This is a genomic window from Pseudomonas sp. Leaf59 (assembly GCF_920984685.1).
In the GTDB taxonomy this organism is placed as follows: Bacteria; Pseudomonadota; Gammaproteobacteria; order Pseudomonadales; family Pseudomonadaceae; genus Aquipseudomonas.
In genome coordinates this window covers 16255-29351 of the sequence record NZ_CAKLBR010000004.1, presented here as the reverse complement: position 1 = coordinate 29351, position 13097 = coordinate 16255, and the positions used below count along the sequence as shown (strand labels likewise).

The window sequence follows — 13097 nt, the reverse complement described above, 5'->3', positions numbered from 1 at the left end:
GTGCCCAGGACCCTGGGCGCGTGACTCCCCCGCGTCAGTTTCTCCCGTACAGCCAGACACTTGCTTGACCGCCAATAAGCGGTTGCCAGCCAAGGGTTTTTCGGCCCATGATCAAGCCATCCCATCCTTTCGCTCGCAGCAGTTTCACTGCTGTTCTGTAATATTTTTCAGGGCAAAAAAGGAGAAGTTGAATGCCTTATGAATCGAATGAGCTTCTATTACGCCACTTTGAAGAAAATGGGACTGATCTCACGCAGCAGGTCGACGCGCAGCTCCAACTGATCGCTCCCAACAGTCAGAATATCCCTTTGTATCGCGACATGATTCTTACCGTCCTGCGCATGGCCCAGGACGATCGGGACCGCTGGAATGCCAAAATCACCCTGCGCGCCATCCGCGAGCTGGACCATGCCTTTCGCGTGCTTGAGCAGTTCAAGGGCCGGCGCAAGGTAACCGTGTTTGGCTCAGCCCGGACGCCGATGGAAAGTCCGTTGTACGCACTTGCAAGGGAAGTCGGCGCCGCCCTTGCACGCTCGGACCTGATGGTCATCACCGGTGGCGGTGGCGGCATCATGGCTGCGGCGCATGAAGGTGCAGGCCTGGAGCACAGCCTGGGGTTCAACATTACCCTGCCGTTTGAACAGCACGCCAACCCGACCATCGATGGCACCGATAACCTGCTGTCCTTCCATTTCTTTTTTACCCGCAAACTGTTCTTCGTCAAGGAAGCCGATGCGTTGGTGCTGTGCCCCGGCGGTTTCGGCACGCTGGATGAAGCGCTGGAAGTATTGACGCTGATCCAGACCGGCAAAAGCCCACTGGTACCCGTGGTGTTGCTGGATGCGCCGGGAGGCGGGTTCTGGCAAGGCGCTTTGGACTTTATCCGCAGCCAACTGGAAGCCAACCGCTATATCCTGCCCACCGACCTCAAGCTGGTGCGGTTGGTGTACACCGCAGAAGAAGCAGTGGAAGAAATCAACCAGTTCTATGCCAACTTCCATTCCACACGCTGGCTGAAGCGCGAGTTTGTGCTGCGCATGCATCACGCCCTCAGCGAGCGTGCAATGGCTCACCTGCAGGATGAGTTCGCCAGCCTGCGCTTGAGCGGAGAATTCCAGCAACGGGCCTACACCGGGGAAGATCACGATGAACCGGAGTTCAGCCACCTGACGCGACTGGTGTTCAACTTCAATGGTCGCGATCAAGGCCGTTTGCGTGAGCTGGTGGATTACATCAACTTGCCGGAGAACTGGGCAGAGGCCCAAGGGAAAGCGCAGCAGCGAGTGGCGCCGGAACCAGCTTGATTTTTGAGCAAAAAAAAAGGCCCACTATTTTCATAGTGGGCCTTTTCTGCACAGTGCTTTAAATTTTGCAAAATGCGTTCAATGTGGGAGGGGGCTTGCTCCCGATAGCGATAGTTCAGTCACCGTTGTACTGACTGAAACACTGCTTTCGGGAGCAAGCCCCCTCCCACATTTTTTACACGCATTATTTGATGGCGGAATTATCAACAGTCTTGATGAACGCGCCAGTCAAATCACGGTAGATATTGAGCTGCGCATTATCGGATTTACGAGTTGCCAGTACATTAATGTCATTTACCGAATCACCGTTCACATCAGACTGGACGGAAACAGCGATGGGTGTCAGCGTGTTACCCGCTGAAAATGGAATATAGATAACCGCACCGTTCGATGTAATGACTTTTACCCCTACAACACCAGAGTCCGCATCCGCATAGAGGTTGTAGGTGTCACCGTTAAGCGTGTCGGTATCATAAAGCACATTATTGCCTACCGGCTTGGCAGCACTTGTAATCATGATGGCATCGACATCGGCGCCATCGGTGCCCGGGATTACACTGGTGCTGTTGCTGGTGTCGACCACCTTCACATAAGGATAAGCAAGCACCTTATCGACTTGTCCGTCGATATTGAAACCTGCCCAAGAGCCTGAACCACCGGATGCCTGGGAGACAATTGTGGGTGTCAGCCTGGTGTACGACACGCCATTGGCTGAGACGTACACATCAAATGAATCCCACCAGCCAGCCTCATACACGTAGATGTCGACAGCTGAAGTGCCATCAGCCTTGAGCGCATTGGGACCCATTTTAAATACTGCGCTGCCACTCTTTCCCAGGGACAGGTACTTACCATCCGGCGTGCCCACTGCATTACTTTGAATAGCGCCGTCACCAGATGCCCCACTTCCAGGACTATAGTCAACGACTGACGTGACGAATCCCACAGCAGTTCCAGGAGACTCTGCATAGGTAGAGTATTTTTCGGCATGGGCTGCGGCAGACAATAGGCACGTAAGCGCGATGATGATCTTCTTCATACTGATTCCTTTCTGTTTCATGGGGACTCCTTTATGGCGGATCAAAGCGAAGCTCCGATTTTTGTGACTCAACGAATTTCTGGAACAAAAAAAAGCCCACTATTTTCATAGTGGGCTTTTTCTGCACCGCGCTCTAACTACAAGCGCGTTCAAGGTACGAAGAGACTTAACCCTCCCACCTACTTATAGGCTGTTCAATCGTCCATATCCCGGCCGCTTAACAAGCGACTGATCATCTCCATCGAAAAACCGCGATAACTCAAAAAACGCCCTTGCTTCGCGCGCTCCCTGGCATCAATTGGCAGATGGCCAGAAAACTTGCGACGCCAGGTGTCTTCCAGCTGCGCTTGCCAACTGATACCGCACTCGCGCAGGGCAAGGTCGATATCGGCACGTTGCAGACCACGCTGGCTCAGATCTTCGCGGATTCGCGCAGGGCCATAACCGGAGCGGGCTCGATAGGACACGAAACTTTCGAGATAACGGGATTCCGACAGCAGACCTTCTTCCGTCAAACGGTCCAGGGCTGTTTCGATCATTTCGGGCTCTGCGCCGCGCTGACGCAATTTACGCGTCAGCTCGACCCGACCATGCTCGCGGCGAGCGAGCAGGTCCATTGCAGTGCGCCGAACGGCGACGAGTGTATCCAATACAACGGTCATCGTTTGCTTCAGATATCAGTGTCAGCTTCTTCCACTTCTTCAACCGGCTCACGGTTGGCGGCAGCCTTCACATCCGGCGCTGCGGTAAGCAGCTTGTCGCGAATCTGCTTCTCAAGCGTGGCCGCAATATCCGGGTTCTCTGCCAGGAACTTGGCCGAGTTGGCCTTGCCTTGGCCGATCTTACTGCCGTTGTAGGCATACCAGGCGCCAGACTTCTCGACGAAACCGTGCAGCACGCCCAGGTCGATCATCTCGCCGTTCAGGTAGATACCCTTGCCGTAAAGAATCTGGAACTCAGCCTGACGGAACGGCGGAGCGACCTTGTTCTTCACGACTTTAACGCGGGTTTCGCTACCGACTACTTCGTCACCTTCTTTCACCGCGCCAGTACGGCGGATATCCAGACGGACCGACGCGTAGAACTTCAGCGCGTTACCACCGGTGGTGGTTTCCGGGCTGCCGAACATCACGCCGATTTTCATACGGATCTGGTTGATGAAGATAACCAGACAGTTGGCGTTCTTGATGTTACCGGTGATTTTACGCAGCGCCTGGGACATCAGACGGGCTTGCAGGCCCACGTGCATGTCGCCCATTTCGCCTTCGATTTCAGCCTTGGGTACCAGGGCTGCCACGGAGTCGACCACGATCACGTCGATGGCGTTGGAGCGCACCAACATGTCGGTGATTTCCAGGGCCTGCTCGCCAGTGTCCGGCTGGGAAACCAGCAGGTCGTCGACGTTGACGCCCAGCTTGCCGGCGTACTCGGGGTCGAGGGCGTGCTCGGCGTCGACGAATGCGCAGGTCGCGCCCATCTTTTGTGCCTGGGCAATCACCGACAGGGTCAGAGTGGTTTTACCGGAAGATTCAGGACCGTAGATTTCGACGATACGGCCTTTTGGCAGACCGCCAATGCCGAGCGCGATGTCCAGACCCAGAGAGCCAGTGGAAATAGCCGGGATCGCCTGACGGTCGTGATCGCCCATACGCATTACGGCACCCTTGCCGAATTGACGTTCGATCTGACCCAGGGCCGCAGCCAAGGCTTTCTTCTTGTTGTCGTCCATTAAAGTCCTCACGTAATCAATAAGGCCTGGCGGCCAACACCTGTATAAGTAGACAGTATTGTTCCACAAAGATCAGAGATCGCCTACCCCTGATTTTCCATTTCTGCTGCAGCTCGTCGCAACAAGCCCTCCAGCGCGGCTTTTACCGTTTGTCGGCGGACCTCATCCCGGTTGCCGGGAAAGTGCGCCAACTGCGCCGACACCTCATCACCCACCCCCCACGCCAGCCAGACGGTGCCCACCGGCTTGTCCGGCGAACCACCATCGGGGCCGGCCACGCCACTGACTGCCACGGCAAAGCGCGACAGGCTTTTCTCCTGCGCACCACGCACCATCGCTTCCACTACCTGCTGGCTGACCGCCCCAACCTTAGCGAACAACGGCTCCGGCACATTCAATTGCCGAGTCTTCTGCCGATTGGAATAGGTGACATAACCCGCCTCGAACCAGGCCGAGCTGCCGGGGATTCGCGTGATGGCCTCTGCGATGCCGCCGCCCGTACACGACTCGGCCGTGGTGACATGGGCATTGAGCACCTGCAAACGGCGGCCGAGTTTAGCGGCAAGCTGGGTGATTTCGTTCACGGTCGTCTCCGGGAGTGGGCGGGCGTTCGCCTACCCTACAGGAGCCAATCAACCATGCAAGTTGCAGCGTGCATCAAGACGCTAACGCACAATCGCTCGCACATAGGCCTGACACGCACGCAAGGCGATCAGGGCGTTATCACCGTCGTCGGTGATGCCGATAATTCGCTGAGCATGCGCCGGGTCAAGTCGGGCTCGCGTGGCTGCATGAACCACGCTGCCGGCGGCGGTGGGGGCAGGCACTGCACTGCAACTGATGGCGTCGGCGGGGTCGAGAAGGACTGACAGCCGCACATCAGCAGTGGCCAGGCGGTCACGCAGAGCAGTCTGGTTACGTTGGGCATCGCTCAACTCCTGTGCATGTTGTTTGTCGCTGGCGCTGAGCTGCTGCTCAAGGGCCAGGCGTTTATCCTGTTCTGCCTGTTGCTGGCGCAACGCCGCCTGGCTTTGCTGGCTGAGCGCTTGCGCATGGGCTGCCGACTGGCGCTCAAGCTGCGCCCCCAAGCGCCAGGCCTGCACCTGCCACACCACGGCAATCAACAGGCTCAAACCGATCAGTCGATACACCGCTAGAAAGCGCATAACACCGCCTTCGCCTGTTCCCATAATTGCAAACGATCCTCCAGGCCATTAAGTCCGCCATTGATGCGCCGCGTGATGGTGGTGAACTGGTCTATATCTGCCAGCTCGTTCAGGCCATTGCTCTGCCAGAACCACGCCGCAGACGCACAGGCCCACTGCGGCTGCTCCAGCAGTTCAGGTTGTTGCAGCAGACGGTCATCACCGAACAATGCCTGGCTGCAGGCGAGGTAGTTGCGCCGCCCGGTGACCTGGATCAGTCCCCTGCCCCGATACTTCTGGCCGTCGCCATCGGCTTGGGGCGTATTGCCCAGGCGCGCGGCCAGGGTACCGGTGTCGTATTTGCTGAGGTATTGATCACTGCCCAGTTCGCGCACATAGCGCAGTTGGCCGGACTCGTGGCCGATCTGTGCGAGGAACGCCGCCCAGCGTTTTGCGGTATTAATCTCATAAAGGACGCTGGCGTCATTCAACGCCGTTAAAAAAAAGCCCGCTCTGGGGCGGGACAAGGGCATGACATTAATAAGCTGCGCGAGTGATATCACCATAGTTGTTACTCTGGAAAAAGCCTATGTCGACAAACCGCCGGCAATGATGGAACTGCGATAGCCCGTCGCCGGGTCGCCCACGTGCGTCACCTTATTGATCGACCAGCGGCCCTGCATGTACGACGGCCAGGACTCATCCAACAGCAACAGACCTTCGGCGGCCAGCAGCGGGTTACCCGGACAATCGATCATCAATGTCAGGCCCTCGCGGCCGACCCGACGCAATTCCGCTTCAGCAACGGACTGCGCTTCGGCCTGGTTCTGATAGCGCTGGCGCAGTGTCTTGAACGGCGCGACGCCAACCTGGGCCACACGTTGCTTGCCCGCTGCGGCATCCCACCAGGCAGCGCGACTGCCCATGTACTTCGAGCGCGATTTTTCGTCGAGCGTGGCGGTGATGAAGGCCGGTTCACCGGGGCGATTGTCGCGGGTCACCGATAACGTGACGTCCGGCAACAGTTGACCGGAAAGCGTTTTGACCCGCCCGGCTTCCGCCAGCACATACAGCTCGTTGATCGGCTTGGTCACCGCACGATAACGCTTGGCCAAACGGGTGATGAATGCCATGTCGCTTTCGTTGGACTGGTCGACGTGGGCAATCGCAATCCCGTCCAGCTCGGGCGCCACGCGCGGTGAGTAGCCGTGGCGACTGACCAGTTGGCGAAACAGTGCGCCCAGGGTGGTCGGCCCGTAACTGGCAGAGCGACGCTGACGATAGCCACTGGCATCCTGCACGCTGAAAGGTGCAGCAGTGGCGACGATCATCAAGCGCATGGGAAACAGCACCGGCGTTCTTTGGGTAATCACGAACTCGCCTTTCTCCACCAGTCCGGACTCCTGATAACCGACTCGCAGGCCGATCTTGCCGCTCAGGCTGGGCAAGCCCTCCAGGCCCTCGATATTGAGGGTCAGTTCCAGCCGATCGGCCTCAATGCCCGCCGCATCAGTGTGACTCCAATGCATCAAGCGTTGATTGAGCAGCGCCGCATTGGCGCCGTAAAACTCCACGCTGGGGGTAAATCCCTGTGCCATGCCGCCTCCTTAATCCCAGGCCGAAACGGGACGCACGGCAGAAGGCCGCGACGCCAGCTCAGGCACAATCACCCACACACCTGCCGGCAGCACCGGGCCGTACTCGGCAAGCTCAGGGTTCAGACGCCAAAGCGTTTCCTCCGCGCTATCGTCGCAACGGCCCAACTCCCGGTAGAGCAGCAGGTTGACCGAATCCCCGGCAATACTTCGCACTCTACGCATTGACGAATTCCTCCAGTTCAAGGGTCCAGGTCATGACCATGGCGGTGCCGTCATCGATCACGTTGCTTTGGGCTTCCGTCACCGAATTGATCCGCCACAGGCCCCAATTGCGGCCGATACCGTCGACCAACGGCAGCGGCGCGCGGGCATTCTGCAAGGCACGCAGTTCGTCCAGTCGCTGCATGCCCACGGCGTACATCGCGGTACCGCCGAAGGTCAGTTTTTCCAGCTTCTGGCCGTTCTGTCGCGACTGCGGCTTGCTGGCGATAATCGCCAGGTCCTGCCAGCCGCCATCGCTGGCGCGGGACAGCGTGGAATAGGCGAACCCTCGGGACAGGCCGAAAATAAAGTCGCCGAGCACCATTTGTTGTCGCATCAATCACCTCCTGATGGATCGGCCAGTGCCGCATTACGTCGGATGCCCAGGGTGTCGGTCACCATCGGCAGGCATTGGAACTGCAGGGCCTGGATCACCTGGTTGACGACCTGCTGGGCATCGGCGAGGTTGACGCCGGTGATCTGGATACTGGGTGAAAGCGTGACCTGGACGTTGTCGGTGCGGGCACTGTTGAGTTCCTTGCTAAGCGCGTTAGGCGCAGGCAAGCGATCATTTGAGCTGAACAGTTTGTCACCCAGCCAACTGCCTGCTTCGCTGCCCAGCAAGCCACCGATGGCGCCGCCGACTGCGGTGCCAATACCAGGGAAAACCAGGGTGCCGAGCGCGGCGCCGGCGGATGCTCCTGCCCAGGCGCCGCCAGCGGTGCTAAGGCCAGCACCGACGGCCTTGGCGTCGCCATTGCGTACGCCCTGGACCACGTCAACGGCGGTGTCGACATACTTCAGCGGGCCAAGGCGGCGGGCGCCGGCAGACTCCAGTTTACTCATCGCGCCCAACAGCCCAGAGGTAGGTATTTTTGGAGGATGAGTTACCACGGGCACGGCTGAACGCTCATGGCTGGGGGGCGCCGTGTGTGGTTGGGTGGTTGCGCGAACTTCGGAGAGCAGGGGCACGCCCCCGCGTTCCAAGGCTTCAACCAGCCCCGGCGTTCCACTTGATATCGAATGACGCAGATCAGTGCTGGTGGTTCGGCTATTTACCTGGACGCTGTGCGACTGCAAGCCTTGTCCGGGTGCTCCGGCATGGAAACCATTGGACTGCGCCGGGAATAAGGGTTTTATGAAGCGCTCAGACAGGCTGCGTAGCGTCGACATCACGACACCGCTTTTCACAGGTGCCCGCTTTGTAATCACCGGCCTCGCCACAGAGGCCTGTTTCTTCTGCGCCTCCCGTTTCTTCTGCGTGTTGCGCGCCCTCTGGTTTTTCTGCGAGTTGGGCCTATTGCTACCCTTTTTCCGGGCAGAAGAGCCTCTGCGACTGGAGCGGCGACTGCTCAGTGAGGCTTGGGTTGCAGTAGCACAGCAGCACGACTGATCTTTTTTAAAGCCGTCGCTCTTGAACAGTTTGCTGAGTCCCCAAGGCAGTTTGCCCAGCGTCACGTCGACCACATTGCTAGTCACCCGACTTTTTATCGTATCTCCCAAACCCGAAAAAAAGTCGGTAAACACAGGTGAAAACACCGGGAGAATCACCGCCTCAGCGGTTTTCACAGTGGTGGCGGCAGCCGGCGATGTGCCGGCCCAAGCATTGGCTCCGTCCATCACGTCGGTCTTGGTCTGGAGCCACACGTCTTCCCAGAGTACCGGTGCAGGCTTGAGCGTCGTGGAGAGCCGCTCCTCGCTCATTGAGGACGCTTCGCGCAGTTGCGTTATGGTTTTTTCCTTGATAGCTGGCACAGCAAACGAGTGTTGAAAGGCCGCGACCGGATCGAGGCTCTTTACGTCGCGCAGCGTCATGGCTTCACGGATCACCCGCAGTTCTTGCGATGTGCTCGACTTAGCTTCGGTGGTTGTCTTCTCATCGCTGCGCTTTTCAAGTTTGGGCGGTTCAATGCCCATCGTCTTAAGCTGCGAAAAGGAGGCTTGCAGCGCGTCCACATCATCGCGCAGTAATCCCAGGGACAGCGAAAGACCATTGAGTTGCAAGCCGGCATTGGTCAGCGCCAGGCCCATCGAGGACAATGGCGCCGCCTCTGCATGATTTTCAGATACCCACTGGCCTGGGTTAATACTACCGGCACCCTTCGCGCCGCCTGCGTTGCTGAATACACCCTGGCTATCCTTGACCATGGCATATGCGAGCGAATACTTGTCCTGCATCCCGCTTACTCCTGTTTGACGCCAAGGCGAGTGATCGCGATGTCGTAGCGGCGCAACGCTTTTGCGGCATCCCAATCGAGGATGTCCGCTTCATTTACCGAGTAAACCAGCGGTACCACATCAAGGATCACTTCGATGTCGCGCTGCGAAAGAAGTCCGCCGGTTGATTTAAAAAATCGTCGATGCGCTCCTGCAATTGCGTCCAGTCGGGCACGGTCAAGTCGCCCAGGTCAGGGATCATCAGGCCGGTGCAGTGAGCGGTGATGAACTCGGCGCGCTCTTTGTTGGTGGCGAGTTTTTTCATCACCTTGGTGGCACGCAGCGCGGGCATTTCCAGGGGCAGTTCGGTCAGCGTGCGGCCGGCGGCATGGAGCGGCAGCAACAACTGGACCGGCTCGTCGTGACGGCTTTCTTCGTGCGTTTGCAGGAAGAACGACGCCGGGCGAGTCGACATTTCATGCACGTATTGCGCAATGCTCACGTAGTCCGGGCGCTTGAGTTGGTCGAGCTCTTTTTCCGACAGGCCAGTGGCGAGTTTCGCCAGTTCGAAAAACTGGTCGTCCTCGTCATCACCGGCCCGGGCCAGCGCGTCTTTCTGCGCGGCGTAGAACAGCGGTTTGAGTTGCACTTGCTCGATCGCAGCGCCGGTGTCGGCGGTGATCGGGGACAGCAGGCGATGCAGCGGTGGCATCCAGGCCATGGGGCTATTCCTTGATGAAAGTGGGATATAAAGCACCGCAACCGTGAAGCCGGGCGCGGCCAATGTGGGAGCCGGGCTTGCCCGCGATGCAGGCGACTCGGTGTATTTGCTGAATCGAGGGGATGCCATCGTAGGCAAGCCAGCTCCCACATAAACCGTGCGCGCTTCAGGTTGCCGGAATGTTTAGGGCATCAGTACTGCGCGGCGGGCGTCGCCGAGAATGTCGACGCCATTGAGCACGAATTTCTGGGTGCGTACGTCGATGTCGATCACCGAAATGCCGTTATCCAAACGGTTGTAGGTGCGGCACGACAGCTCCAACGTGGTGAGCGCCTTTTCGCCCATTTTCAGCTTGGCTTCGCCCAGGGATTTCAACTTGCCGCCGACCGTGTGGTAGGTGAAATAGGTCTTGCCGTCCTGATCCTGACCGGCCTCACGCACGTTCAGCAGGATGTCGTCGCCCGTGCGTACGCCCAGGGCCAGCATGATTTCCGGGCCGGCCCCCTGCAGGATCAAGGTGGCATTGAGCACCTTGCCGCTCTTGGCCATTTCTTCAGCAATGAAGCGGCCACCGGACATGGCTTCCATATCGAATTCGATCTTCGGCGGGGTGAATTCCTCAACGGTCGCGGACAATGGCAGGCCTTGAAGGGTGGCCGCAATGGCCTGTCTGACTCGGTTGGTAAACATTAGAGAACGTCCTCCAGGAACTGCTCGATGATTTCATCGCGGGCGTTGAGTTGATAAACCATGTGTTCGTTCGGCGCGTAGCGGCCGTAGTCGATGACGATGAACCAGGTGCCGTTCTTGTACTTCTCGACGCTGTTCAATTCCGGGTGCAGGTACACGCTGCCGCCGGGGATGGTTTCGTCGGCGACCAGGGTTTGCAGCCAGTCGTTGATGCGCTTGACCTCCTGGTCCATGAAGGACTTGGTGAGGTTCTTGGCCATGGCTTTCTGCCCGGCCTTGACCAGCTTGCGGCTGATGGCGTCTTCCAGGCCGACGTAGCTGATGAACTTGCCGGTGAGGGAACGGTTACCCAGCAGCGAGAAGCCGCCGAGGATGGTGCGGGCGTAGTAGCTCACGCCATAGCGGTTGAGCAGGTCGCCTTCGGTGGAGGTGTCGAGGATGTTGTACTCGACCACGCGGGAAACGTCCTCAGCGAAGGTCACCTGATTGCCCGGGCTTTCCCACTGCTTGACCTTGGCCAGTGCGGCGATGGCCAGGGACGACGGCGACAGGAACACGTTTTTCTTCGCCGCCTTGGAGTACACCGACGGCATGTTGTGTACCAGCAGGCAGCGGTCGAAGCCGAGGTCGGCACCGCCCAGTTCACCGCTGTAGGTCACCTGGTCGGCAACACTGGCGTCTTTGCCATCAAGCACCACACGGGCCTTGATGCGCTTGCCGAAGGCAGCAAACTCGCTGGCCACGGCCTTGGTGCCGGTGAAGCCCGGGGCGCCAATGATGGTCAGGTCTTCAGGGACGCTGCTCAGGGCCGCCAGGCCCAGCTTGCGACCGGTGACGGGTTCGTTGCCGCCAATCACGTTGTTGAGGGTGTCGGCCGGGGTTGCGCCCTCCTCCACGATCACCACGTAGACCGGCACCTTCACCACTTTGAGGATCTGGTACACCGCTTGAAACAGCGTGCCCGACTCAGTACCGGTGGGGTCCAGCAGCGCCTGGGTGGTGAAGCTGTTGATACGGAACGGCGCGTTTTTCGGGATCGACCCGTGGGCGTTCGGCGCGGTGCCGACCAGACCGATTACGTTATCGCCCAGGCCACCCATGGCCTCGGGGGATTCGGTGGCGTTGACGGTGATGCCGTTGTGCTCGAAGTTCAAAACCTCAGCCATGATTATTCAGCCTTCTTGGGGGTGGAGTTGAGGACGCTGGTCAGTTCCAGACGGCCGGCGGTGCGCAGCGCGGATGCTTCGACGTCCAGCAGTTCCAGTTCCTCGCCGGCGGTGGACCAGTGGCCACCCCCGATGGGGAATGGGATGAGGACGGTGTAGGTTTGGCGGGTGGGCATGGTGAAATTCTCCAGGTGGAAAACGCCAAAGCCCCTGCGGGAGGGGCTTTGGGAGGCGAAAAAAAACCGCTTTCGCGGTTATCAGTTATTTCAGGAAGTCGGGTTTGGATGGCCAGAGAACTGCGTCTGGATCTCCTCCCTGATCTGGAATATCACGCAGTTTCTGACGATACTCAGCAAATATGAGTTTATGGGTGTCTAGCATCGGATAGTCTGGCATTGCTGCATAATCACTCGCCGACAAGTCTTGATCTCTTGCGTTACGAATCATTTCCCACTTGATAATCGGATGAAGTTCAGCAGGTATAAATAGTGGTTTCATATTCTCTCCTCAGCCTAGAGCCAACATCGTTCCCCAATCACCTGGGTTGGTTACAACGCCTGTGCAAGCCCCTGCCAGCATCACCTCAACAACGCCAGTTGATGAGGTGCGCATCGGGTGCAGATGGTAATAAGTTCCAAACAATTCTGTAGGAGAAATTACACTGGAACACCAACGCCACTTGCCCTTTTCAACGCCATTGCTCCATGCTCCGGAAACGCTACCTTCCAAAAGACGCACGAACGCGCCTACGGTCAGGTAGGAGTTCTGCGGTACTGCACCAGAGCCATTCGCGAGCGCCATATCTACCGTGTAAGGGAACGCGAGCCAAGGACTAACTCCTGACACCGACCACTTCATTTGCCACAGATATACAAACGTACGCCAATAGTCGCTCGCCCTGATATCAAAGTTTGGATATTGCTCACGCACATCTGCCTGCACCTGAAGCAAGAAATCCACATCAGTTTGGGGGCGTCCGGCCGCTTGTGACACAGGGGTGATAGCTCGCAGCTTAGTGGGCGTCACTTCAGCATGAATCCCCCAATTTTCAATCAGTGTTCCGTCAGCATTGGGGGAAAGATTAAAGTTCTTACTGACCGCTAATCTTGGGAGTCTATTTTTCAACTCTGCCAATTGAGCGTCATACGCCAAGCGGGCATCCGCTATCGCCTTGTCAATTTCCCCGACTTTTCCGGTAACAACATTAGTCAAGCTATTTGCCGCGCTAACGACGGCAGAAAGTTGCTGTTCAATACTCAAAACAATGCTCCTAAACGCTTATAAAGC

At 58.0% G+C, this 13097-nt stretch carries 18 protein-coding genes; 1 reads left to right on the top strand and 17 read right to left on the bottom strand.

Translation table 11 applies throughout. The features are described from left to right. Window positions 1–191: 191 nt before the first annotated feature. Window positions 192–1304 (top strand): TIGR00730 family Rossman fold protein, encoded by a 1113-nt coding sequence (locus LUB09_RS05375; RefSeq protein WP_231421875.1) that lies wholly within the window; start codon window positions 192–194, stop codon window positions 1302–1304. Between the two features lie 184 nt (window positions 1305–1488). Here the strand turns inward: LUB09_RS05375 and LUB09_RS05370 are convergent, their stop codons facing one another. The 17 genes from LUB09_RS05370 to LUB09_RS05295 form a co-directional block, all read right to left on the bottom strand. Then, window positions 1489–2364, bottom strand: a complete 876-nt coding sequence (locus LUB09_RS05370; RefSeq protein ID WP_231421874.1) for a hypothetical protein — start codon at window positions 2362–2364, stop codon at window positions 1489–1491. Window positions 2365–2537: 173 nt separating this feature from the next. Next, window positions 2538–3005, bottom strand: a complete 468-nt coding sequence (gene recX, locus LUB09_RS05365) for a recombination regulator RecX (protein ID WP_231421873.1) — start codon at window positions 3003–3005, stop codon at window positions 2538–2540. 8 nt (window positions 3006–3013) lie between these two features. After that, on the bottom strand, window positions 3014–4072 hold the full coding sequence (gene recA, locus LUB09_RS05360) for a recombinase RecA (protein WP_003231359.1): 1059 nt from the start codon (window positions 4070–4072) through the stop codon (window positions 3014–3016). Window positions 4073–4155: 83 nt separating this feature from the next. After that, window positions 4156–4656, bottom strand: a complete 501-nt coding sequence (locus tag LUB09_RS05355; RefSeq protein ID WP_231421872.1) for a CinA family protein — start codon at window positions 4654–4656, stop codon at window positions 4156–4158. Between the two features lie 81 nt (window positions 4657–4737). Next, window positions 4738–5238, bottom strand: a complete 501-nt coding sequence (locus LUB09_RS05350; protein ID WP_231421871.1) for a lysis system i-spanin subunit Rz — start codon at window positions 5236–5238, stop codon at window positions 4738–4740. Beyond that, window positions 5226–5783 carry a glycoside hydrolase family 19 protein gene (locus LUB09_RS05345; protein WP_209989360.1) on the bottom strand — a complete coding sequence of 186 codons (558 nt, stop codon included), beginning with the start codon at window positions 5781–5783 and terminating at the stop codon, window positions 5226–5228. The genes LUB09_RS05350 and LUB09_RS05345 overlap by 13 nt, the downstream gene beginning before the upstream one ends. A 21-nt stretch (window positions 5784–5804) precedes the next feature. Further along, window positions 5805–6815, bottom strand: coding sequence for a contractile injection system protein, VgrG/Pvc8 family (locus tag LUB09_RS05340; protein ID WP_231421870.1), 1011 nt, complete (start codon window positions 6813–6815; stop codon window positions 5805–5807). Between the two features lie 9 nt (window positions 6816–6824). Next, window positions 6825–7037 carry a tail protein X gene (locus LUB09_RS05335; RefSeq protein ID WP_057007712.1) on the bottom strand — a complete coding sequence of 71 codons (213 nt, stop codon included), beginning with the start codon at window positions 7035–7037 and terminating at the stop codon, window positions 6825–6827. After that, the gene (locus LUB09_RS05330) at window positions 7030–7413 is read right to left on the bottom strand and encodes a phage tail protein (RefSeq protein ID WP_003231366.1); all 384 of its coding nucleotides are present in this window, start codon (window positions 7411–7413) and stop codon (window positions 7030–7032) included. The genes LUB09_RS05335 and LUB09_RS05330 overlap by 8 nt, the downstream gene beginning before the upstream one ends. After that, window positions 7413–9254, bottom strand: coding sequence for a phage tail tape measure protein (locus tag LUB09_RS05325; protein WP_231421869.1), 1842 nt, complete (start codon window positions 9252–9254; stop codon window positions 7413–7415). Before LUB09_RS05325 ends, LUB09_RS05330 begins: the two co-directional genes overlap by 1 nt. Window positions 9255–9259: 5 nt before the next feature. Next, window positions 9260–9385 (bottom strand): hypothetical protein, encoded by a 126-nt coding sequence (locus LUB09_RS23870; RefSeq protein WP_015371366.1) that lies wholly within the window; start codon window positions 9383–9385, stop codon window positions 9260–9262. Continuing rightward, complete coding sequence (locus tag LUB09_RS05320) at window positions 9382–9954, bottom strand: phage tail assembly protein (protein ID WP_231421868.1); 573 nt, start codon at window positions 9952–9954, stop codon at window positions 9382–9384. The genes LUB09_RS23870 and LUB09_RS05320 overlap by 4 nt, the downstream gene beginning before the upstream one ends. 183 nt (window positions 9955–10137) lie before the next feature. After that, entirely contained in the window at window positions 10138–10644 is a 507-nt protein-coding gene (locus tag LUB09_RS05315; protein WP_209989341.1) for a phage major tail tube protein, read from the bottom strand. Then, window positions 10644–11810, bottom strand: a complete 1167-nt coding sequence (locus LUB09_RS05310; protein WP_209989338.1) for a phage tail protein — start codon at window positions 11808–11810, stop codon at window positions 10644–10646. The genes LUB09_RS05315 and LUB09_RS05310 overlap by 1 nt, the downstream gene beginning before the upstream one ends. Before the next feature lie 2 nt (window positions 11811–11812). Beyond that, window positions 11813–11986 carry a hypothetical protein gene (locus tag LUB09_RS05305; RefSeq protein WP_169793791.1) on the bottom strand — a complete coding sequence of 58 codons (174 nt, stop codon included), beginning with the start codon at window positions 11984–11986 and terminating at the stop codon, window positions 11813–11815. Window positions 11987–12071: 85 nt separating this feature from the next. After that, window positions 12072–12308, bottom strand: coding sequence for a tail fiber assembly protein (locus LUB09_RS05300; RefSeq protein ID WP_231421867.1), 237 nt, complete (start codon window positions 12306–12308; stop codon window positions 12072–12074). A gap of 9 nt (window positions 12309–12317) precedes the next feature. Next, window positions 12318–13070, bottom strand: coding sequence for a hypothetical protein (locus tag LUB09_RS05295; protein ID WP_231421866.1), 753 nt, complete (start codon window positions 13068–13070; stop codon window positions 12318–12320). Window positions 13071–13097: the final 27 nt, after the last annotated feature.